Raw genomic sequence first — 22,525 nt, 5'->3', positions numbered from 1 at the left:
AAGTGGGTACTGAACAACACGGTGTGGCGATCACTTAAAAGTCGCAATCTAATAATTTCATTGGCTTATCTGCCGCCATCACACACCCTCTTGCTTCATCGCTCGCCGCTTTACACTGCTTCAACATTTGTGAACTGCTCGGCGCTTTATCACCTAAAACACGCTTTGCATGACTTACCACAGTTTTACATTCAGTTACGGGAACGGGGTCGGCTTTTGAGCAGCCACTTAAAACTACAATGGCAAAACTACAAGTTAGTGAAAGTGTAACGCTAGACGCGCGGAATTTAAGATGGTTCATAACAAGTCCTGAGAAAATAATCGTTCACTCAGTATAGTCATAAATTGGGGCGGTCAATTCGCTGTTAACGAATATAAGCCCACTTTGCATTCGCGTTTGTGTGGGCTCAGTTACAGGTTAAAAATTACAGGTTAAAATTTTGCAAGAAAGGTTTGATAAGCAACTTGCACATTTTTACTTTTGAACATTTCGCCGTGACCGGCATTTTCTGCAATCACCAGCTGCTTTTCGGCACTTGTACTTGCATTAAATAGTTTCTCTGACAAAATTGCTGGCGTTTGTTTATCATCAGCGCCACCAATTACAAGCAGTGGCCCTACATAGTTTTCACTAAGTACTTGTTTATTATCAACCGAGTAAAACGCATCATCAATTTGCACATCAACAAATACTTTTGAGTACCAAGGCATCGCTTCGTCTACCCAATCATCTACATTAGTCGCCGAGCCTTGCATTACTAACCCATCAACCGCTTTATTTTTGGCAAGTTGCGCAGCAATAAAGCTGCCAAGTGAATAACCGTGCACAATCACTTTGTCGGCTTTAAGGGATTGCTTGGTATAGTCGAAGGTAACATTAGCGTCGCTGATTAAATTAGCGATTGTGGCAGTGCCTTCGCTCGCACCTAAGCCGCGACGGTCAAATATCACGATGTCGTAATCGTATTCGGCAAGCTCAAGCAAGGCGTTGGTAGCCGCTTTCTCAACACTCATGCCATTACCAGGGATGTACAAAACTGTGTTTTGTGTTTTCTCATTGTCTAAAAACACGCCGTACAAGGTAGTGGTTTTATCTTCTGACGGGATTGAGATCACGTTGACATTATGGTGCGGTGTTTGCGCATTCAAAGTGTTGATAAAGGTATCGCTATAAAGCGTTTTTTCGTCACCTTGTACAATAAAGCGTGATTCTTTAATAGTGGCCGTACAGCCGGTAAGCGCTAATGCAGATGCGAAAAAGACCAGGCGTTTCATATTTATATCCTTATTATTATTTTTAGTATAAGAACATCACCAATATGAAAAGTTCAACATCTTCATGTGTTTAGTGAGTAGCTTAGTGGCTGTTAAACGCTATTTTTGTAAATCCACTAGGCGCAACTAATCATTCCTTGTCGCAACGCGAATGCCGTTTTTATAAAAATAGCGTTTGTCTTCTGCATCATATTTTTCGTAATTGCGATGACTACGCATAAAGGTGTTCACATCTGCACCTTCAACTCGTGACCCACGCCAATAGACATGGTTCGCATCACGAATCGCCATATCACGATTAATCACAATCACAGTATTTAAATCAACGCCTTCAACTTTTTTATCTTGAAAATAAACCGCATTGCCATCACTTGCGTAACTTGCAAAGCGTTCCAATAAGGTAAAATAGTCAGCATTTGCACCTTCTATTACTTTACCTTGGAAAAATACTTTGCCACCACTTACTAAATAATCATCGTTACTCAGCACTTTTAACGGTGTTTGTTTTTCACCAAGTAATTGGTTTTTGTAATAAATACGTGAATTATCGCGGCCGTAGCTGCCGTGTTCTAGCAATAACGCATAACTGTGCGCATCGGCATTAGGTAAGCGGTGTTGTTGATAAAACACCTGACTTGCATCTTTGGCAAAGCCGGCATTATTAATAATCTGAAAGGTTTTAGCATCAGCGTGTTCTACACGGTTTTTGCCAAAATAAACGCTGTCATCGAGGGTAAAATAGTCATCATTAAATTGCGTAAAAGAATCGATATTTTGATAAGCAACCGACTCTAACCATACACTCGATTGCGAATCGCCATTATCGTTTTGCTGATAACTGGCATCAAACCAATACAGCTTATGCTCGTCGTAAATAAACAGCTCATTTAGCGCGTTAACATGTAGTCCGGCAACTTGGGTTTTAATAAAATGATCATCGTGTTTAATAAATACCGCATGCGCATCTTTCACTATGTATTCATTTAAAAGCGCTAACGATGCAACATCAACCGCTTGCGGCACAAAATAATAATAAGCCTGCTTGTCATCTTTCGTCCAAGCATCATTTATTATTTCAAAACTAGCGGGATTTGCATCACTAATGATATGCAACGGGGAATCTGATTGTTCAGCTAAGGCACTTTCAGTAACAAGTCGGGATGGCACATAAACGTGGTTTTTATCGCGTGCAATTAGCTCATTAATAAGTGAAAAAGTCATGTAATCAACTGAACGGGTGATCACGTCTGATTGGTAATAAATATTGTTTTTGTCTTTAGCAAAATCGCGCGCAAGTACTTCAAATGTCTCAACATCTGCCCCTTCAATTAGGGTGTTGCCAAGCTCAAACCAATTCCCCATGGGCGAATAACGAATTTGCTGTTTATCGTATGAATAATAATAAGAATCTGATTTGTCTTCGTCGACTGCACCAGAGAACCAAAACGACGGATTGATAAGGTAACTTAACCAAGGTCGGTCATCGGCGCGTAATTGTGATGCAAAACCCAAAAGTACCGCAATAAACACGGCACTTAGCCAGAATTTGCCATTAAACAAGAAATCCATTGCTTGATTAGCCTTTATTTTTTTATTTTTATCCTAATCTAAAACGTAATTTATGTCAGTGTTTATTATGACTAATTTGCATATTTAATGCGCAACTTAGTCGCTTATTATTGATACTGAAACACGCTCTCTAAAGGCAAATTAAACACAGCAGCAATTTTAAACGCGACCTCAAGCGAAGGGGAATACTTGGCAGCTTCAATTGCCATAATGGTTTGGCGCGTAACGCCAACACGATCGGCTAATTCTTTTTGCGTCATTTCGCCATTCATAAAACGCAGCATTTTTATTTGGTTAGTAATTTGAAGTTCAGCCATATACTGCACTCATTCGGCTTTTAACAAGTTGCATTATATAGTTAACCGCCTCCGACAGAATAAACGACACAACCATAATATGCAGCGCTAAAAATGGCAGTTGATGCCCTTTAGCCGACAGCCAGTTTTGCGCCTCAGCAGTGTACTGAAAAATAGCAATGCACACACCGGCTTGGAGCACCCACAAGGCATGCTTATTGCCAAATAAATCAATTAACTTCTCTCGTTCATCAAGGGGTCGCTCTAACTCTCCGTCGCTAACCACTTGCAGTAATATTCTGCTCGCAATAGCAACCACAATCGAAAATACAATTGCCTTAAGCAATAAGCTTGAAACAAAACCAGCATCAGCTTGCATTTCAGGCGTCGCAGCAATCAAACGCGTTAAATAGAAATATAAAATGCCAAGTGTTGCGACTAAATCTACCGTTAGCGTCAACTCACGAAAGCTAATCGAATTAAGAAAATCCCGTAACTCATTTTTAGTCATATTTATTATTCCTTACATTAAGTTAAAAATATTTAACATTAATAAATATAAACCAGCATCCCTGTATGTCAAATATTTTTTACTTTGAGTTAACTAAAACTAACTTCACAACACCTCAGGTTTTATACTCACCATTAACGTATTCAACACAGTTCAAACCAAACACCACACGCAACAACAAATAATTACGCTCTTATCGTGTCAAACATCTCTGCTATATTTATAATAAAAACAATAACTGTTATCATTTATTGTCTCTAATTTTATTTCTCGTTTATTTATGGAACATGTTTCGTCAAAAAGCAGTTTTAAAAAGGAAATCTGCTACCGTATTTTAATTGCCGCATTTTTAGGTTATGCACTAACCATCTCAGTCAGTGTTTTAATTTCTTTTCTATTGCCTCTCTCACAAAAAGACGCCGTTGCTGCCAGTTCAATGTTGAGTTTTGCTCTTTATACGGGTTACATCATGTACGTATTTTCAGCAAAAAGTTATCGCAGCGTTTTCATTAACAGCCTGTTAGTACTCGCCGTTAGCGCGCTGGCCAACGCGCTTATGTTTTGGCTAAGAGGTTAATATGAAAAGTGGATTTCGCCAGTCTATGGCGTGGCTTCATACCTGGACAGGCATTTTAGTAAGCTGGCTGCTTTATTTTATTTTTGTTACCGGCACCTTAGGTTATTTCGACAGTGAAATTGATGCATGGATGGCGCCTGAATTACCAAAGAACACCGCCAATATTGAAACGTCGTTAACAACCGCGCAAACCCATTTGCAGCGATACGGGCAAGACGCCAAAGAGTGGCGTATTTATTTACCCCTCACTCGTAGCGAACCGCATTTATGGTTAAGCTATCAACAAAAAAATGACGAAGATAAACTATCACGCGTTAGTAAAACTCTAAATGGCGAAACAGGCGAAGTACTTGAGCACCGTAAAACGGGCGGCGGACAAGCCTTGTATCGCATGCATTATCGGTTGCATTACTTGCCTACCCGCTTTGCTTATTATTTAGTGGGTATTTTCACCATGTTTATGTTGCTTGGCCTAGTTACTGGCATTGTGGTACATAAAAAAATCTTTAAAGAATTTTTTACGTTTCGCTCAAATAAAGGCGCTACATCTTGGTTAGATGGGCATAATTTAATGAGCGTGGTGAGCTTGCCGTTTCATTTAATGATTACTTACTCTGGATTAATCATGTTTATGTTTACTTATGTGCCGTTTGTTATGAACGCAAGCTACGGCTTAGGTGAACAAGGCAAAAAGCAATTTTTTGATGAGTATTATCAACGCGGAGCTCCGAATGATGCAGCTGGAATACCTGCCGTCCAATTACCACTGCCTGTACTTTATCAAAAAGCGCAAGATGTATTAACACAGCATAACGATACACGACAAAGTTACGCGGTGCGTATTTATCACCCTAACGATTTAAACAGCGTAGTGGTATTTTCCCTTGAGCAAACCTCACCAAGTGATGACGGTACAAAACTTATTTTGCACGCCACTAACGGTGCAACTTACGCATATACACCACAGTTTGAAGGCACGCGTCATGTTCAATCTATCTTTTTAGAGTTGCATGAAGGTATTTTCGCAAGCTTGCCAATACGTTGGTTGTACTTTTTAACGGGATTAACGGGCTGTGCCATGATTGCCTCTGGCATGGTACTTTGGACGACAAAACGCCGTAAAAAAGCGCTCTCAAACCCTACAGGCTTGCCATTTAGTTTTAAATTAACCGAAGGGTTAAACATTGGTACAGTGGTTGGGTTACCCGCCGCCATTGCTGTGTATTTTATTGCTAACCGTTTGTTGCCTATAGAAATGGCATCGCGCGCAAATTGGGAAATGCACTGTTTATTTATAACTTGGTTAGTATTTTTGCTGCACGCTTGTAAGCATTCTTGGCAAAATCGCGGCGCAGTTGCTTGGTACCAGCAATGGCTTATGGCTGCCACTTTATTTGCGCTGGTACCAATTACCAACGGCCTAACCACCGAGCGCGGTTTAATTACCAGTATCAAGCAAAACGATTGGGGTTTTGCTAGTTTCGATTTAGTTAATCTTGCTGCTTCTGTGCTTTGTATGTGTATTGCAATACTTGTGAAAAAACACCGTTTAGTAAACGCTGAAACAGCACCAAGTAAAAGACCACGCCGTGAGGTAGCTGCATGATTTTATTAATTTCAAGCTTATTGATTTATCAGGCGCTTTGCTTATTTATGTTGGCGATGCCCAAATACACCAAAGCGCTTGGTCGTGAATTCAAACCGTCGTCTCAACAAAGCACAGGGTATCGCCTCGGTGCGTGGCTTTTAATCGCTTTGAGTATCACAATATTAACCTTTGAAAATGGTTTTTCAAACGCACTTGTGTCGCTTTGTGGCTTAGTTACTTTGCTTGCGTGTATATTAAGTGTGCTATTTGAAAAAAAGCCCTTTTACGCGTTAGTGCCAGTTATTCCAAATAAACAGCCATTAAGCGTCATATTTGCGTTAATACTGGGGCTAGAACTAACTGGATGGTACTTTATATAACTCGTATTTGGGTTTTCAAACCGCCTAAGCGTGCCTTTAAATGCGCTTAACACAGCATAATAAAGGCACCTTTAACCCTGCTAAGGACTGGTTAACGTATTACTTGCGACTAAACTTGCGCCGCGATTTTTTCTGATATGTGCTAATAATCGCTGCTGATTATTTGGAAATTCGTCGGTAAAAGTGCGCGCGTGGCGGCAACCATTAAATTGCCAAAATTGGCTGTTATCGCCAGCGACTTGATAGAGCGCCTTGCCACGAGTAATAGGGATCAATCTGTCATCATTACAATGAGCAATAATGGTATCAATATTCACAATTTGCTTAATGTTACTGGCAGGTGAGCGTTCATCACTCACAAGCGCAGGAATACGACTACTAAACCACTTTGCAATTGGTACATTTGCTACTACATCTCGCGCAAGATTTTGATAACTGTCAAAGCTTGAATCAATTACTAACAGGTCGAAATAACGCTCAAGTTTGCTTTTGGCTAAGCCATCAAGGGCAATCGCACCGCCCATTGACGTGGCAACAATCACTTTATGTTGATGGGCAAGACCGTGACTAATTTCAAACACAGTTTGAGCATCTAATGCTAAGTTTTCACGGGTCGGTTTGCCGTTTGATAAGCCGTAACCAGAATAATCAACTAACATCACGTCGTAACCCTCATCAACCAGCCATACTACCTTTTCAACGGTTTGCGATAAATTACCACGATTACCATGGAAGTGGATAACGAGTCCTTGAGGGTTGTCGCTTAAATGATGTTGTAAATGTAAAGTGTTGCCCGAGCGAGAGCGAATAAAACTGTCTTTCACTGGGTGAGAAAAGTCGTCTTTTGAAAAGACAATTTTGTCATTTGGACTATATAAAAAATAGTTACTGCTGCATCCTTGCAAGAAAAGTAGTGCGCCAAGTATTAACCACTTCATACACACCTCTTAAACTGTGTTGATGTAGTTAGTTTTACGCGCCGCTCAGTCTGTTAGTTCACTTTGAGCGTTATTTATCTACTTTAATGCTGCGCGGTGCGCCAAGTAAAATGCCTAAATGGCACACACACACCGAGAAAAACGCGCTTAAACCAAGGGCACCGCCATAATCTTTAATGAACGGCACCAAGTTTTCAAACAATACTGAAAACAGCACCGCCGCAATCACCTGAGTATAAACCCCAAAGCGTTTAGGAGCGCTCATGCCAACAAAGGTGCTGCCAAAAAACACTAAACTATAAAGCGCAACATCCCATTGCACGGTGTAAAAAAACAAATAAGCAATAATCGAAAGCGAAGTGGATGCTCTTATGCCATCAAACCGATTGCGCTTGGCAAGTAAATAGGTGGCAAGTGAACCAAACAGTGAAATAAGCATAAAATCTAGGCTCATAGCACACCTTTAATCAATACAAACAAAGCACTACAGGTAAACGCGATTCCACCTAATCTGCCGCCAAATCCTTCAAATAAACTAATGCTTTTTATATACAAAAATGTGCCAATCAAGGCGACAAATATTAGTTCCCAAAGTGAGTTAATAGCTGCAGTAGAGCACATTCCGGCAAAGCAGCCCGTATAAATTGCAGCATAAGGGTGATGTTTAAACTCTGTTTTAAACGGGATAAAGCTGCCAATAAGTGCAGGAAACGTCGCCGCTAACACAATTGGTACCGAAAAAGAGGAATGCAGCACGTAGCAACTCACACTGCCGAGCAAAAATAAACTATAAATAAGGGGAGTAAATAAGGTCATCACGGCTATTTTAATCAAAACGCCGTTAGATAAATAGCCATACTTTTAGCCATATACAATAAACGTAAATACTTTCACGTAATTGTTACTAAATTTGTTTTTCACTAGTAATAAAGTCACTGCCTGATATTCTGGATTTTGGGGCAAATTACAAGGAATTCCATGCTAACCTTTACTCAAAAAATCACCATTGCATGTTCAGCAATACTGGCATTTGTGTCATTTAACAGTACTTCAGCTGAGCGCGAACTGCGTTCACCTCCACGCAAATTAACCACACAACAAGCTAAAGTCGCTGCAGCTAATTATCAAAAATACTGTGCTCTTTGTCACGGTGAAAACCGCGAAGGTCATAAAAACGATCACGCACCGTCACTTCGCAGTAAAAGCTTAATGGAATCAGGCATTGCCCATCAAATTTTACGACCAATGCAATACGGACGTGTAGGAACAGCAATGGGTGGTTATTTAGATGAGGTTGGCGGTCCAATGACATTGGATGAAACCTGGGATCTCACCTATTGGCTATTTGAACAAGCGGGTTACGATCGCTTAAAGTTTACCACTAACCCTGTTCACGGCGATATTAAGCGAGGTGAGCAAGTCTACCAAAAAGAATGCGCTAGCTGTCATGGCGATAAAGGCCAAGGGATCACCGGCCCTGCCATTATGAACCAATCAGCGCTGGCTCATAATACCGATGAGTTTATTCGCTATGCCATTGAAAATGGGCGGCAAGATACGCCAATGCAATCGTTTAAAGACAAACTTTCAAGTGCTGATATCGACAATATTACCGCGTTTTTACGCAGTAAGTCGCTCGGTTGGAAAGATGAGACACCGGTACTCAAAGCACTGCCTACGCCAGAAAATTACATCGTAAACAAAAACGGCGACGATCCAAACTTTGATTTAAAAGATGGCATGTATGTGCTGTCAAAAGACTTAAACAAAGCGCTTGAGGCCAAAAAACGCATGGTGCTGCTCGATACGCGGGTTACATCGGTTTGGCAAACTGCACACATTGAAGGGGCGATTCCTTTCCCCTACTACGCAGATTTAGATGAAACTGTGGCTGGCATTCCAAAAGACGTACAAATTGTTGCCTATTGTTCATGTCCGCGTGCGGCCGCCGATCACACGATTAATCGTCTAAGGCAACGTGGTTATACCCGCACAGCTGTCTTGTGGGAAGGTATTTTTGGTTGGATGAATCAAGGCTATCCGGTGAGGCGTGGCGATATTGACGGCGTTAACGATTAATGCACTTAAAATTAAAAGTCGGCGTAAACTACGCCGACTTATTAAAGCAATTCACTTAGTGTGTGAATGCTGCTTAAAAATGGCTATAACGTTATGATTTAACTGGTTGAATGCTGGCAAGCGCTTGGCTAAAGTCAGTCACTTCAAGCTCAACAATATCGCCTTCTTCAGCCCAGTTTACACCCACAACAATGTCATCATCTTTTAAATCTTCTAGCCAATAATCTAACCAGTCGTTAATTGAAATTTCGCTTGGTGTAAATGCTTGCCATTCCTGTACACAGTGTGTTTCGGCCAACGACTTGCTTGACCAAACTGGCATCACTTCTGCATTTTCAAAATTAGGAGAATCTAATACAACCCAATCTTCACTTTCTTTATCTTGCAGTGCCCACACTGATTGGCTTGTTTTACTTTGCGCTAAAAATTCCGCTAAGATTTCGCGTTGGTTGGTATCACTCATAGCATCTCCTACTGTCTGTGTTATGTGTGTGAGATTATACCTTTTATGTGACAAATTTATCGCATAGAAATGTAACTCACACATTTTAATTGCCGATTATCACAAAATGTTTGAATCACTTTGTAACAGTTCTGCTGTTCCTTTATTGCATCATTTTTTTTACTCTAATGAAAGTTATCAATTGTGGAGAAAGCAATGAAAGATCTACAAAAATTAGTTGGCAGCCTAAATAAATCAGGTGCATTAAGTGGTTTTTTAGGTGGTGTAGCAGGTGGCGGCTTAACCAGTTTGCTATCAGGTAAGAAGTCAAAAAAAGTGGGTAAGAAAGCAGTAAAGTATGGCGCACTGGCCGCCGTTGGCGGACTCGCTTGGAAAGCTTATCAACAATACAGCGAAAAAAGCAGCCAAACTCAGCAAGCCTCTGATAGGCAGGCATTTGATAACGCTATGCAAAATCGCAGTAGCCAATACCGCGTTGAGCCGACACATATGCAAGAGCAAAACTTTGATGCCGTTGTTGAAGACGAAACGGGTAACGGCCAGTTAATTATAATGCGCGCCATGATCGCGGCAGCGTATGCCGATGGCCATATTGATGAAAATGAGCGCCAAACTATTTTCGCTCAAGTAGAGCAAATGGCACTAACAACACAAGAAAAAGCCATGTTGTTTGATGAATTACGTGCGCCAATGAGCTTAAGTGAGCTAGTTGCAACCGTGCCTAACGCACAAACGGGCATTGAAGTGTATGCAGCAAGCGCAATTGATTTAAACCAAAGTGCATCACAGCAATATTTACAAACTTTAGCTAATCAACTGTGTTTACCACGCGACTTAGTAAACAGTATTCATCATCAACTAAACCAAGCTGATTAGCGAGAGCAACAACTAAAAAACCAGAGTCGCCTCTGGTTTTTTGAGTGTTATTGCTTATACGGTGTGTAATTGTATTTTTGCCCAGCAAGTGCAGCTTCGTACATAAAGCCGCCTTTTGCCAGCGTCATCACCGCCATGCCTTTACGGTATTTTGCTTTATTTTGCTTGGTGGAATTCGCATCGGTGCCGACACTAGAACTAACACCCGTAGAGCCTGCCTGCGCTTGAACCGCGGCGGTAATAGCAACTGCTGACGCCCCTGCACCAAATTCAAAATTGCCCGAGGTAAATTCATCAAACGCACGTTTGTCTTTTAAGAAAATGATTTGGCTGTAGGCTTGCCCTCCTGCTTGAAAGCCAACCGATAATTGACTAACACTTGTTTTACCCACCGCTTTGCCTTGCTTGTAAACCTGACCTTTACCAAAGGCAGCGCCTAACCCTAAGCCACCTTTACCAATGGTTGGAAATACCACATAGCCATAAGCACTATTAAAAAAGCGCTTGGTTTCGTGAGATTGTTTAAAATTTTGTAGCGTAGTTTGATATTCATCGGCACTGGCGAACGTACTGATGCTAACAAGTAGTAGTGACAGTATTGGTGTAAGAAACTTTCCCATATTCTCTCTCCTTTTACATGTTGAATAATCTTTGTAGCTGACCACGTATTTTATTGTGCTGCACAAATGGCATGTTCAGCAAAAAAGCAGCACGTTTAATCGGTAAAAACATCGCCCTTTTTAGCAGGCGATTAAGGTTTATTTGAATTCGGGTTAACTAAACAATTAAAACTAGTTAATCACTTTTTCGATTTTGCCTTTATAAAATGCGTATTTTGGCTTTTTAAAGCCGTTCCCCGTTAGCGTACCGCCACGTAATTTTGCAATTAACACGTTAAGGCCAATAAACATCATCATGGTTAGCCATAAAAATAACACTATTGGCAATAAGAATACGCCAAGCCCAATAGCGGCTAACAGTGTTAATGTAAAAGATAGCTTATTTTGAAAAATTAAATTGCTCATAACTTTTTCCTTCTGTGGAGTGCGTATTGTTCAATTATTTCCCTTAATCCAAGCTTAACATTCAACCACTGTTTTATTTTTGTGCTATTTGAGCAAAATTTAATTATGGTGCCTGATTAGCTTCCTATTGTATTGCTCCTCATTGATGTAGGAAAGTGACTTTGCTGAAGCCCAAAGACGCTATCGGCAAACTCACATAAAGTAGCGTTTCCACCTAGCCTTTTCCTTGTCTAAAACCAAATCAAACTGCTGTAAAAAGCCAACTTGAACCGTCAACGGTCCCTAACTTACGACTTGTTTCATGATTGAACGCAGCCAAATGTGTTTTTCATTGGCCCGTGAACGTTTTAACCACAACATAGAAATATCAAAATCAGGTACCTTAATAGGCGGCGTGACGCTTTGTAGCGCATCGTTAGGTAATGAGATTTCGGCCATGCGCTTTGGCACAATCGCGATAAGATCTCGCTCCAACAGTAAACGTTGTACGGTTAAAAAGTTACGACTAGCCACAGTCACCCTGCGTGTTAAACCATCTTCACTCAGCAAATTATCTACTTGAGTGGTTAAACTACCATCGGGGCTGACAATCGCATGTTCAATATTAGCAAGAGTATGCTTTGTGATTGGCATTATGCGTTTGGCAAACTCTTTATTTAACAAACACATGTGTTGCTCGCTATACAGTAACTCGCTTTCAAACGCGTTATGTAAGTTAGGAATGCTGCCAATCACCAAATCAAGTGATTCTTGCTCACTAAGTTCACGGTAATTCACCCTATTTACGTTAACGAAACTAATTTGCGCATTAGGCGCTTGCGCACGAATTAAATCGAAAATAGCCGGCGCAAAAATATACTCAGCGTAGTCGGTTAAGCCAATTCGACAAACCCCTTGATAGGTTTTTGCATTGAAAGTGTCACGCTTTAGTACCTGCTGTTGCACTAATTGCAGCATCGACTCAACACTCGGATAAACCGCATGAGCAAAGTCTGTTGCCACCATTTTATGGCCCACTCGCACAAACAGTTCGTCATCAAGTAATATCCGTAAGCGCGATAAACTGTGACTCATTGCCGATTGACTAACAAAGTTTTTTTCTGCCGCTAAGCTAACGCTTTCAAAGCGATACAAATACGAAAAAGCCACCAGCAGGTTTAAATCGACATTGCGCCATTTCGTTTCTTCAATCGAAACCATTAACCAATCCCATTTAATTCATATTTATTACAAATAATATTAATTGGATTAATTGTATCGCTTTTTTTAAGCTTTGCGCAGGTTTGATAACACAGATATTTATGCGCGTATGTTCAGTATTTTTAAAACGTTCTTTTTACTCGGCTGGGTCAGTTTCGGGGGGCCTGCCGCCCATATTGGCTACTTTCGCCAAACCTTCGTCACTAAATATAAGTGGTTAAGTGATGAAGAGTACGGCCAACTGATTGCGCTTAGTCAGTTTTTACCCGGGCCTGGTTCAAGCCAAGTAGGCTTTGCATTAGGTTACAAACGTGCCGGTTTACAAGGTGCGATCGCGGCGTTTGTTGGTTTCACTCTGCCATCGGTGATTATTATGCTGGCGCTTGCAATCACCTCAAGTGCGCTGGTTAATAACAGTATTTTTGAAAGTATTGTTCACGGGTTAAAGCTACTCGCCGTTTTAGTAGTGGCAGACGCCACATGGGGAATGTTTAAAAACTTCTGTAAAGACACTAAAACCGTATTTTTGTGCATCGCCACAGCGTGCGTATTGCTTGTAAGCCCTACTCTTAGCACGCAATTTGCCGTGTTAATTAGCGCTGCGCTTATTGGCGCGGTTGCATTAAAAGGTAAAATACCGACGACACATCAGCAAGAATTTAAACCTAGCCTAATACCATTGCTGTTGTTTATTGTCTTGTTACTTGGGCTGCCTTTAACTGCATCTTTGGCACCTGAAATAAGCCTATTTAATGATTTTTATCAGGCTGGTAGTTTAGTATTTGGCGGTGGTCATGTAGTACTGCCTTTACTGCAAAACATCGTTGGCGACCAATTATCACAAGACGCTTTTATAACAGGCTACGCAGCGGCGCAAGCAGTACCTGGGCCTATGTTTACCTTTGCTACCTATATTGGCTATGAACTATTTGATAATGCGCCAATTATCGGTGCGCTAAGCGCTACCTTAGCGGTATTTTTACCAGGCTTTTTACTGTTATTAACGGTGCTAAAAGACTGGCAAGTACTTGCTAACAAACCAAGCGTAAGTGGTGCGCTTGCAGGCGTTAACGCCGCGGTTGTAGGATTGCTAATAGCGGCGCTTTATACGCCTATTTTCACAAGTGCGGTAAGTGCACCAAAAGATATCGCTTTGGTATTGATTGGCTTTTTAATTATGAAACAGTTAAAACTTCCTATTATTTGGTTAGTTGTTAGCTTTATGCTAGGCGGATTAGCGTTAAGCGCCATTTAGGCAGCAAAGGGTGCAAACGCCGCAAATTGAAATTTGCGTTAGTGTGGGATTTTACTTATGCTAACGCTTTTTTGCGCCAAATTATGAACTGTATTTCTTGCCAAGCCCCATTCAAATGCGAAAGCCAACAAGGCAGTTGTTGGTGTTTTTCGCTTCCCAATATTTTACCAGTCACTAAAGACGCCAATTGCTTATGTAAAGCATGTTTAATCGATAAAATTAACGATGAACTATTACGTCTTTACGAAACGAAATCAAATAGCGAATTAGTTACGCTTGCTGCGCAATATCAAAACCAGTTTCCCGTTGAAAAGTTAGATTATTATTTAAATGAAGACGGTTATCGTGTGATGACGAAATGGGCGCATTTAAAACGCGGTTATTGCTGTGGTAATGGCTGTAAGCATTGCGCTTACTAAACAACCTGAGTTTAGGCTTAGTCGAAAAGCCCAGTAACTCAAAATCATTGAGCGATAGATAGCTGCTGGAAAAGTGCACCTAAAAAGGTGCACTTTTTAGGTTAACGGTAGAACGCTTCAACCGTGCCTTTTGATTTGATAAGCATAGGTTGGCCGTAACGATCTAACGCTTTTGGTGCAGCAGTTTTAATCCAACCTTCACTGATGCAATACTCTTCAACGTCAGAGCGCTCTTTACCATTGAAACGAATACCAATATCCTGCTTTAACACTTCTTCAGAGTAGAATTTGCTGCGCGGGTTAATTGAAAGACGATCCGGTAATGCTGGTAAATCTGTTTTATCGTTCATAGTTATTTCTTTATTACGTATTTAATTTGCGCCATTGTAGAAAATTGACCGTATACGCTCAATAGCAAAGCACTAAATTAATCGAGAATTGTAAAAAGCGTACTTTACCTTTGCTAAAAAGCGGTGAGGTAATAATCATTTACACAAAACAATTTGTTAGCAATGTGCTTTTGCTTCTATAGTAAGCATATTGGCCAAATAATTTAAAACCTTAACGCGGCCAACAATTTGAAGTAAGGGAGTGTGCGTATGAGAAAACTCATTAAGAATAAATGTGTCTCGTTTTACTTACTAAAACCCGAAACCTACTTGTTTGGTAAACACCACTTTATTCGTAATAAAATTAAAGCTGCGGGCTTTAAAATAATCGGTAAACAGAAAATACAACTCACCTTTTCGGATTTAATGGCACTTTACCCCAATTTAATGGCGCGCATTACTATGTCGCTACGCGTACCATTTTTAATGGATTTGGACATGTACTTTGTCGAAGGCGACAACGTGGTGCCTCGCTTAAACGCGCTAAAATACGATATTAGGCAAGAATTATCTGGCGCAAGACTAGGTGGCTTTTTACATACTCCAGATAGTCCAACAGAGCTACAACAACATTTATCCATACTGTTAAAAAATCAGTCTTAATAAACGTAAAAAAGCAGCCAATCGGCTGCTTTTAACTTTTCATTCGTTTGGCAAATTACGCGGCGTTGTCTTCAATGCCTACGATAACCCAAGGTGCATCTTGCTGTGACAAGCTGCGCTCTAGGTGCCAAATTTCATCAATTGCCTCTTCTTGCTTATCGCCTAAATCGCGGTATTTACCACGAAAACGTACACTGATTTCCCATAACATAGGTGATGTATCAGCACGTGCTAGTTCTGCATCGATAAACATAACTTCAGTCGCCACTTCTTCAACCTCTGCTCGCTCTTGTTTTAGTTCAGCTAACAGTTGCTCACTTACGTACTCAGAAATCACCGTAAAGTCGTTATCATTCCATGCTTTTTGTAACGTATGGTAGTGCTCACGAGCACCTTGCAAAAAGCCGTTTAAGTCAAAACTAATCGGTAAATTCATAGGTACCGATTGGCTCTGCTGTGCAAAGCCTTGATTGCTAAATTGCTGCGGCGCAGCCTGTGACGAAGGAGCGTGTTGCACTGGCGGCACGCCTGCAAACTGCGATTGGCTTTGCGCCTTTTTCATCATAAATGCTTTAAACAATTTAAATAATACAAACGCAACGAGCGCAATAATGATGAAGTCCATAAATTGGAATCCTTCAAAATCGCCACCTAGCATTGCGGCAATTAAGCCACCGGCAAGTAAACCACCTAGAATGCCACCCATTAAGCCTTTTTTAGAAGATTTCTTTGCCGGAAGCGTTGGGTTATTTGTATCAACTTGCTGTTTTTGTTGTGTTGTTGTGGTTTGTTTCGTTTTACCTTTGCTTTTGCTGCCAAACTTTTTACGTGCTTCAGCATCAAACGAAAAAGAAAACATTAACGCAACGAGTGCGAAAAACCATGCGAATTTTTTCATTAAATTTTTCCATATTATTAAGCTGCGAGCATTCTAAAAGCGGCACTTTTAGAGTCAATAGGTTTAAGCAATATAAAGTGGTTAATTTTATTGAAAATTTCATTAAATTTTTTCTAAACATCATTACCTTGACCATCAATTTTTATAACAGAGTTGATAATTGACAAAAATCATGTAACAACATAAAGCCAAAGCAATTAGAGTAAACCAGCGAATTACAAAAGGATATTGCATCAGTATGCTGTTACGCCAAAATACTCCCCCATTACTTTGCCTAACACTTTGTTTAGGACTTGTTGCCTGTGCAAAATCCCCCTCAAACGCTACAGCACCTGTGCCAAACAACCAAGTAAACGAATCAAGTAATAACTCTGTGGCGAATGCGCTTTATCAACAGCTAGATGCTTGGCAAGGCGTGCCATACAAACTGGGTGGTACATCAAAAAAAGGCATTGATTGTTCGGCGTTTGTGCAAACGACCTATATTGACCGTTTTGGCTTTTTATTACCGCGTACGACCCTTAAACAGGCTGAATTTGGCAACAAAGTGAACAAACCAGACTTACAAGCGGGCGATTTAGTGTTTTTTAAAACAGGTTTTCGTACTTATCATGTTGGTATTTATATTGAAGATAATCAGTTTTTACATGCCTCTACCAGTCAAGGCGTTATTGTGTCGTCGTTAAAAAATAGCTATTGGCGAAGCGCTTTTTGGCAGGCAAAACGCATTAACTTTTAATAAAGACCCTCAAGTCCAATAAAAAAGAGTTACCGCACTTGCTTAAACATAAAGCGTACGATAACTCTTATCGGTTAGGTTATTAAATCACAATTGATTAATTGAAATTAACCGTTACTTCATTTGAGCAAACATCGCCTGCCTGACAAACTTTATAGGTAAAGTTTGTTTCCGTTACGCCACGGCTGAAGTCACGATAAACACCCACATTTTCTACCGTTTCATACAATTCACCATTACGGTAAACGTCGACAGTACCTTCTGTTGCGCCATCGATTAATAACTCAACGCGCATAAAGCCTGTACGCGATAAGTTTGCACGTTTCACATCAACCACAATGTTGGCGTCTGAGATTTGTACATCTTTACTTGCAGTATCACTTAGGCCTTCTGCATCAGTTGTGGTTAACGACACGTTGTAATTGCCCGCCGCCGCATATGCATGAACTGGGTTTGCTTCAGTTGATGTATTGCCATCACCGAAGTCCCATAGATACGACACGATATCATTGTTGCGATCACTACTTGCGTTAGTGAACATCACATTGTAGCCATCACGCTCAAAGGTAAAATCAGCAACCGGTGCTACTGGCGCAACATCGCCAATTGCACTGAAGGTTAACGACCAGCTGTCTAATGAGCCTGTGTCTGCGCTATAGGTATCTTCAACATATAAGGTCCAATCGCCAGCTGCATTTTCACCATTGAAAATAACTGCTTCATACGTTTGGTTAATATTGTCAGCCGAACCGCCCGATTTATTGTGCAGTGTTGTCACTGTGCCTGTCGGTGAAGTAAGGGTAACAATTAAATCGCCAATGTAGGTATGTGTAATATTAACCGTCGCGAGTGTATTAAAGATGGTGATTTCATCTGGCACAGTAATGACAGACGATACACCTGCGGGGTCATTGTCTGGAATTGATACTGCGTCGCTATTGCCGTAAGTGAAGTCAGCGAGCCCTTGTGGGTTAACATATAATCCAACAGTACTTGATTTCTCTAACGCGCCACTTTGACCTGTTACCGTGAAACTATAATCACCCCACTGCGTATCAGCGGCAGTAGGCACAGTTAGCGTAACAATCTGACCCGGTGTGGCAGTGTCAGTTGACAATGCTGCACCAGCAATTGATGAGTCTAAAGTAAGTGTTACTACGTCATCCCAATTCGCAACAGACGCAATTTCAAACTCATACGTTGCTGTTTGACCTGCTGTTACGGTTTGTGATGTTGGGCTTGTGATCAATCTAAATCCAGGCTCTGGATTAGACTGTTCAAGTGCGCTGTATACGTTTAGTCGTGTACCAGCAACTGTTTTACCTTGCAGTGCCGCGTTTGCATCACCTGAATTCATTAATAACTCTTTTAACTGTAATGCACTCAGCGTTGGGTTTAACGATAATACTAATGCTGCAGCACCCGCAACATGTGGTGTTGCCATTGACGTACCTGAGTAAGTTGCATAGCCATTACCTGGCACAGTAGACAAAATACTTGAACCTGGTGCGCCCATATCAACGCTTGTTAAACCCCATTGTGAGAAATTCGACATATTGTCAGAGTGATCAGTACTTGCTACAGCTAATACGCTGTCATGCTCGTAACTAGACGGGTAATGAGGGTTTGCGTCGTTATCTACCGCGTCGTTACCTGCCGCGGCAACAAATAAGATATCAGCTTGTTCAGATGCTGTGATCGCGTCAGATAGCGCTTGGCTAAAGCCACCGCCACCCCAACTGTTATTTAGTACCTTGATATCGACACCAGCATTTTTTAAGCCAACCATGTAGTTGATACATTTAATGGCATCTGAAGTTGACCCAGTACCCTGTGCTGATAAGAACTTACAACCAACCATAGATACACTGTGGTTAACGCCCACTACACCTTGGCTATTGTTACCCGTTGCACCAATTGTGCCTGCAACGTGCGTACCATGACCTTGGTCATCCATTGGGTCGCCCACATCGGTAATTGCATTTATACCGTGAATATCGTCAATATAACCATTGCCATCGTTATCGATGCCATCGCCTGCGATTTCATTTGGGTTAACCCACGCATTTGCTTGAATGTCTTCATGTGTGTGGTCAACACCCGTATCGATAATGCCCACGACAACGTCGCGACTACCGGTTGAGATATCCCACGCTTCAGGTGCATCAATATCGGCATCATTTGTGCCACCGGTTTGACCTGTGTTGTTCAGACCCCATAAATCACTGAACTGTGGATCATCAGGTTGTACATTAATCGACACTATATGATCAGGCTCTACATAGTCTACCGCTGGGTGATTTTGCAGTTTTGATATTGCGCCTTTTACATCGTTATCGTTCAACGTGTATTGCGCCATACGACCTTTAAGAATGTGGTTATAACGGTCATCTATTTCATCAAGGTTTGCATCTGAAATAGTCGCTGCTACAAGTTTACGTGCAGCTGCTTTATCTGCTGCGCGAGCATGTTGTTTGTACACAACAATAACTGAATTATTTTTGTAACCGTCAGCGCTTTTAACCGCTGGTGTCGTTATTGCTGATGCGCTTGCAACCAAAGGAAGCAAAGCAAGTGAAATTGCAGAAAGTTTCGCTTTCATTATTGAAATTCCATTTTTTTATAAAATGTACGCTCGTCAATCGAGCACCTATCTCAACAACTCATCAATCTAAATTTTTAAGCAACCTTTTTATCAAACACAGTTCCCAACAAAGGCGCAAGCGTTAATATAAATAAAAATTGATAAAACCTTTAACAAGCTGATTTTTATTGGAATTAATTTCTTGCAGCTGTTTTTAATCAATTAAATATTACTGTTTTACGACTAGCACTTTTTTGGTAGCTGGCCTTTCACAAATATTTAACACCACCGTAAAAAACAACATAAGCTCTTGTTTATTAGATAAAATTAAAGAAGCACAAATTTGACTGATAGCGCTCGCTTTCGTAAAAATAGTAATTTAATCGCTGTCGTGTTCTTACTCTAAAGCTCTGTGATGAAAGCAAAACTCTGTAAAACTCAATCTGGTATATGCAAATCGTTAGGTACGGTTTTGTGTACCTCTGTATTTTACTTAGCAGCGCTTAGTAATTCTCACTTAGCATTAGCGAAGGACCTACAAGAATCTCCTCTCTCTCTCAGTCTAAATACTTCCCTGCAATACCGAGTAGGTGCGCAACAGCATCAAGTGGTTATCACTCAGTACGGGATTTTAAACAAAGCAACAGTTAATCAAATAAACGAAACGTCCAATCAAGCGCATGTTACCCAATACGGTACTAACAACGAAGCTGCGTTGTTTCAGTATGGCGCAAATAACGTTGTAAACCTGTTACAACAAGGAAATAACAACCAAGCACATATACTGCAACAAGGCGACGGCAATACCGCCAATATCTCTCAAGCTGGCGAACAAACCTTTACAGTTCAGCAAATAGGTAACGGTATTGAAGTGAATGTGACGTTTTACAAGCAATAATTTTACAGGAGATACTCCGTGAATAAGAATAAATCTTTATTAGCCTTAGCTGTAGCACTGGCTGTTGGCTCTACTTCGGCAATGGCAAGTACAAAAGACGACAGTAAATCGGTTAAAGCAAATAACACAGTGCAAAATGTCGCAAACACTATGGTTGTAAACCAAACATCTGAAACCGGTGCGGCATTTGGTAACGATTTAGTTGCACTGCAAGAAGGTGATTTGAACTACCTTAAAACTGAAACGCAAGGTAGCGCGAACAGCACACAAACCACACAAGTGGGCACTTCTAATATGTTGCTGCTAAACACACAAGGTAATGACAACCTTGAATCGTACGACCAAAACGGCTCATCACACATTGCGCTAACTGAGCTAACAGGTGACGCAAACCAAATTACGGTTAATCAGTCTGGCGCTGACTTTTTTGGTATTTCTAATGAAGCGGTAAACATTGTGACAGGTGATAATAACGATATCACAATAGAGCAAGGTGATGGCGGTCATTGGGCTTACAACCAAGCAATGGAAGGCAACGACAATACGGTTTACATTAATCAGTCAGGCGTATGGAATGAAACAAATCTAGAAAGCGTGCAAGGCGATGTAAACAATATTGAAGTTGAACAGTCTGGCTTTTGGAACGTACTTGGCGTTCAAGAATTAGTTGGCCACAATAACGAGCTAAGCGTAAATCAACAAGGCGATGTGCAGCGCGTTGCAATTGGCTCAGTTACTGGCGACGATAACGACATCAGCATTGTACAAGAAGGTGCTGAGAATGATTTCACAGCAGCCATTGTTGAAGGTTCAGATAACACGGTTTCAATCGACCAAGAAGGCACAGGCAACAAGTTTGATAGCACTTACATTATTGGTTCTGATAACGAATTAATCGTTGAACAAAATGGTGACGGCAACGAATCAAGCAGTGACATTGTTGGTGACAATAATGATTTCCAAGTAACACAACTTGGCAATGACAATAGCTCGTATGTTGGCGCAATTGGCGATAACAACGAACTAATCGTACACCAAGATGGTGACGCTAACGCAAGCCACCTAGCACATTTTAATGGTAGCGATAACGACGTTAACATCACGCAAGTGGGTAACGAAAACAGCAGTTATGTTCAGTCGTCTTACCCTGATCAATCACTTACTAGCTACAACAACGACATTAACGTGCAGCAGCTAGGCAATCAAAACGAATCAGCAGTGACATTTAGCACAGCCGTAGACAGCAATGACAACACGCTTGATATTGCCCAAAACGGCGAAATCAACTCGCTTGACCTACTAATTGAAGGCAGTGGCAACACGCTTGATATCGCGCAAACAGGTAACTACAACATGATTGGCGGTATGGGTACCGGCGGGTTTATAGTGCAAGGCTCTGATGTTGAACTATCAATTTCACAAGTTGGCGACGGCAACTTAGTGGATGGTGGTATTTACAGTGCTTCAGGTAGCGTAACTGTAACGCAAACGGGTGATTACAACACTGCAACGATTATTCAGCAGTAACAAAATGGTAGGGCCGCCCGCGGCCCTTTTCTAATGCATTCAATTATAAAACTAATCATAACGCTAACGCTTTTAGGCGCCTCTTTTAGCCCGCAAGCAAATGGCGAAGATATTGAAATTAGTGGCCTGTTACTCGACAGAACATTAAGTCGCTCGGGTAAAGAGTTCTACCACTCGTACAGTTTGTTATGGCAAGACATGCCAAGCACTACTGGCATTAATGTAGTAATAAAAGAAGCGGTTGTACCGCGCGCTGGTACTAAATTGTTTGTTGAAGTTAATAGCAAAGCAATTTATGCCACTTACATGGGTCGTCGTATCGAGCCAGTAAAAGATAAAGTAGAACAAGCGATTTTCGCGACAATTGACGCAATCGCCAAGTCTAAGTTTTCTGAGCAAAGTGAAGACTTAGCAAGCAGTGGATGGTAACCATAAA

General features: G+C 41.1%; 27 protein-coding genes. 12 read left to right on the top strand and 15 right to left on the bottom strand.

Features of this window, described 5'->3' with window-relative positions:
* Positions 1-34: 34 nt before the first annotated feature.
* The 5 genes from AN214_RS08325 to AN214_RS08305 all read right to left on the bottom strand — a co-directional run bounded on the left by AN214_RS08325 (position 35) and on the right by AN214_RS08305 (position 3,651).
* Positions 35-301 (bottom strand): hypothetical protein, encoded by a 267-nt coding sequence (locus AN214_RS08325; RefSeq protein WP_054979305.1) that lies wholly within the window; start codon positions 299-301, stop codon positions 35-37.
* 131 nt (positions 302-432) lie between these two features.
* Positions 433-1,275: an alpha/beta hydrolase gene (locus AN214_RS08320; protein ID WP_054979304.1), complete on the bottom strand. Its 843-nt coding sequence runs from the start codon at positions 1,273-1,275 to the stop codon at positions 433-435.
* Between the two features lie 126 nt (positions 1,276-1,401).
* Positions 1,402-2,844, bottom strand: a complete 1,443-nt coding sequence (locus AN214_RS08315) for a DKNYY domain-containing protein (RefSeq protein WP_054979303.1) — start codon at positions 2,842-2,844, stop codon at positions 1,402-1,404.
* A 107-nt stretch (positions 2,845-2,951) separates the two neighbouring features.
* Positions 2,952-3,161, bottom strand: a complete 210-nt coding sequence (locus AN214_RS08310; RefSeq protein WP_054979302.1) for a helix-turn-helix transcriptional regulator — start codon at positions 3,159-3,161, stop codon at positions 2,952-2,954.
* Complete coding sequence (locus AN214_RS08305) at positions 3,154-3,651, bottom strand: hypothetical protein (protein ID WP_054979301.1); 498 nt, start codon at positions 3,649-3,651, stop codon at positions 3,154-3,156. Before AN214_RS08305 ends, AN214_RS08310 begins: the two co-directional genes overlap by 8 nt.
* 280 nt (positions 3,652-3,931) lie before the next feature.
* Here AN214_RS08305 and AN214_RS08300 point away from each other — a divergent pair, with 280 nt between their 5' ends.
* The 3 genes from AN214_RS08300 to AN214_RS08290 are packed head-to-tail and all read left to right on the top strand — an operon-like array spanning position 3,932 to position 6,196.
* Positions 3,932-4,228 carry a hypothetical protein gene (locus AN214_RS08300; RefSeq protein ID WP_054979300.1) on the top strand — a complete coding sequence of 99 codons (297 nt, stop codon included), beginning with the start codon at positions 3,932-3,934 and terminating at the stop codon, positions 4,226-4,228.
* 1 nt (position 4,229) lies between these two features.
* Positions 4,230-5,834: a PepSY domain-containing protein gene (locus tag AN214_RS08295; RefSeq protein WP_054979299.1), complete on the top strand. Its 1,605-nt coding sequence runs from the start codon at positions 4,230-4,232 to the stop codon at positions 5,832-5,834.
* A complete protein-coding gene (locus AN214_RS08290) occupies positions 5,831-6,196 on the top strand; it encodes a DUF3325 family protein (protein WP_054979298.1) in 366 nt (121 codons plus the stop codon). The genes AN214_RS08295 and AN214_RS08290 overlap by 4 nt, the downstream gene beginning before the upstream one ends.
* An 80-nt stretch (positions 6,197-6,276) precedes the next feature.
* Here AN214_RS08290 and AN214_RS08285 read toward each other — a convergent pair whose 3' ends face one another.
* The 3 genes from AN214_RS08285 to AN214_RS08275 form a co-directional block, all read right to left on the bottom strand.
* Positions 6,277-7,134 (bottom strand): alpha/beta hydrolase, encoded by an 858-nt coding sequence (locus tag AN214_RS08285; protein ID WP_054979297.1) that lies wholly within the window; start codon positions 7,132-7,134, stop codon positions 6,277-6,279.
* Between the two features lie 70 nt (positions 7,135-7,204).
* The gene (locus AN214_RS08280) at positions 7,205-7,588 is read right to left on the bottom strand and encodes a hypothetical protein (RefSeq protein ID WP_054979296.1); all 384 of its coding nucleotides are present in this window, start codon (positions 7,586-7,588) and stop codon (positions 7,205-7,207) included.
* On the bottom strand, positions 7,585-7,890 hold the full coding sequence (locus tag AN214_RS08275; protein WP_408002957.1) for a hypothetical protein: 306 nt from the start codon (positions 7,888-7,890) through the stop codon (positions 7,585-7,587). The genes AN214_RS08280 and AN214_RS08275 overlap by 4 nt, the downstream gene beginning before the upstream one ends.
* A 222-nt stretch (positions 7,891-8,112) precedes the next feature.
* On the opposite strand from AN214_RS08275, the gene AN214_RS08270 reads away from it, so the two are divergent.
* On the top strand, positions 8,113-9,213 hold the full coding sequence (locus tag AN214_RS08270) for a c-type cytochrome (protein ID WP_054979295.1): 1,101 nt from the start codon (positions 8,113-8,115) through the stop codon (positions 9,211-9,213).
* Between the two features lie 91 nt (positions 9,214-9,304).
* On the opposite strand, the gene AN214_RS08265 is transcribed toward AN214_RS08270, so the two are convergent.
* Entirely contained in the window at positions 9,305-9,676 is a 372-nt protein-coding gene (locus AN214_RS08265; protein ID WP_010559495.1) for a DUF2750 domain-containing protein, read from the bottom strand.
* 195 nt (positions 9,677-9,871) lie between these two features.
* Here AN214_RS08265 and AN214_RS08260 point away from each other — a divergent pair, with 195 nt between their 5' ends.
* Positions 9,872-10,552 (top strand): tellurite resistance TerB family protein, encoded by a 681-nt coding sequence (locus AN214_RS08260; protein ID WP_054979294.1) that lies wholly within the window; start codon positions 9,872-9,874, stop codon positions 10,550-10,552.
* Positions 10,553-10,599: 47 nt separating this feature from the next.
* Here AN214_RS08260 and AN214_RS08255 read toward each other — a convergent pair whose 3' ends face one another.
* From AN214_RS08255 to AN214_RS08245, 3 genes are all read right to left on the bottom strand, one after another.
* Complete coding sequence (locus AN214_RS08255; protein ID WP_054979293.1) at positions 10,600-11,172, bottom strand: YSC84-related protein; 573 nt, start codon at positions 11,170-11,172, stop codon at positions 10,600-10,602.
* 171 nt (positions 11,173-11,343) lie between these two features.
* On the bottom strand, positions 11,344-11,577 hold the full coding sequence (locus AN214_RS08250; RefSeq protein WP_054979292.1) for a hypothetical protein: 234 nt from the start codon (positions 11,575-11,577) through the stop codon (positions 11,344-11,346).
* Between the two features lie 282 nt (positions 11,578-11,859).
* Entirely contained in the window at positions 11,860-12,777 is a 918-nt protein-coding gene (locus AN214_RS08245) for a LysR family transcriptional regulator (protein ID WP_054979291.1), read from the bottom strand.
* A 109-nt stretch (positions 12,778-12,886) separates the two neighbouring features.
* On the opposite strand from AN214_RS08245, the gene chrA reads away from it, so the two are divergent.
* Together chrA and AN214_RS08235 are read left to right on the top strand one after the other, a co-directional pair.
* On the top strand, positions 12,887-14,032 hold the full coding sequence (gene chrA, locus AN214_RS08240; RefSeq protein ID WP_054979339.1) for a chromate efflux transporter: 1,146 nt from the start codon (positions 12,887-12,889) through the stop codon (positions 14,030-14,032).
* An 83-nt stretch (positions 14,033-14,115) separates the two neighbouring features.
* Complete coding sequence (locus tag AN214_RS08235; RefSeq protein WP_082428535.1) at positions 14,116-14,451, top strand: DUF5522 domain-containing protein; 336 nt, start codon at positions 14,116-14,118, stop codon at positions 14,449-14,451.
* 101 nt (positions 14,452-14,552) lie between these two features.
* Here the strand turns inward: AN214_RS08235 and AN214_RS08230 are convergent, their stop codons facing one another.
* Entirely contained in the window at positions 14,553-14,801 is a 249-nt protein-coding gene (locus tag AN214_RS08230; protein ID WP_054979290.1) for a DUF3297 family protein, read from the bottom strand.
* A 249-nt stretch (positions 14,802-15,050) separates the two neighbouring features.
* Between AN214_RS08230 and AN214_RS08225 the strand changes: the two genes are divergently transcribed.
* Positions 15,051-15,443: a hypothetical protein gene (locus AN214_RS08225; RefSeq protein WP_054979289.1), complete on the top strand. Its 393-nt coding sequence runs from the start codon at positions 15,051-15,053 to the stop codon at positions 15,441-15,443.
* 55 nt (positions 15,444-15,498) lie between these two features.
* Here AN214_RS08225 and AN214_RS08220 read toward each other — a convergent pair whose 3' ends face one another.
* The gene (locus AN214_RS08220) at positions 15,499-16,341 is read right to left on the bottom strand and encodes a Tim44 domain-containing protein (protein ID WP_054979288.1); all 843 of its coding nucleotides are present in this window, start codon (positions 16,339-16,341) and stop codon (positions 15,499-15,501) included.
* 238 nt (positions 16,342-16,579) lie between these two features.
* On the opposite strand from AN214_RS08220, the gene AN214_RS08215 reads away from it, so the two are divergent.
* Complete coding sequence (locus tag AN214_RS08215) at positions 16,580-17,080, top strand: NlpC/P60 family protein (protein ID WP_054979287.1); 501 nt, start codon at positions 16,580-16,582, stop codon at positions 17,078-17,080.
* A 97-nt stretch (positions 17,081-17,177) separates the two neighbouring features.
* Here the strand turns inward: AN214_RS08215 and AN214_RS08210 are convergent, their stop codons facing one another.
* Complete coding sequence (locus AN214_RS08210; RefSeq protein ID WP_054979286.1) at positions 17,178-19,682, bottom strand: S8 family serine peptidase; 2,505 nt, start codon at positions 19,680-19,682, stop codon at positions 17,178-17,180.
* Positions 19,683-20,079: 397 nt separating this feature from the next.
* Here AN214_RS08210 and AN214_RS08205 point away from each other — a divergent pair, with 397 nt between their 5' ends.
* From AN214_RS08205 to AN214_RS08195, 3 genes are read left to right on the top strand one after another with little or no spacing between them, the layout of a single operon-like run.
* The gene (locus AN214_RS08205) at positions 20,080-20,562 is read left to right on the top strand and encodes a curlin subunit CsgB (protein ID WP_054979285.1); all 483 of its coding nucleotides are present in this window, start codon (positions 20,080-20,082) and stop codon (positions 20,560-20,562) included.
* 18 nt (positions 20,563-20,580) lie between these two features.
* Entirely contained in the window at positions 20,581-22,089 is a 1,509-nt protein-coding gene (locus tag AN214_RS08200; protein WP_054979284.1) for a curlin, read from the top strand.
* 33 nt (positions 22,090-22,122) lie between these two features.
* Complete coding sequence (locus AN214_RS08195) at positions 22,123-22,518, top strand: CsgE family curli-type amyloid fiber assembly protein (protein WP_010559511.1); 396 nt, start codon at positions 22,123-22,125, stop codon at positions 22,516-22,518.
* Positions 22,519-22,525 lie beyond the last annotated feature (7 nt).

This window comes from Pseudoalteromonas sp. P1-9 (assembly GCF_001399975.1).
In the GTDB taxonomy this organism is placed as follows: Bacteria; Pseudomonadota; Gammaproteobacteria; order Enterobacterales; family Alteromonadaceae; genus Pseudoalteromonas.
This window is presented reverse-complemented; position numbering and strand designations above follow the sequence as displayed.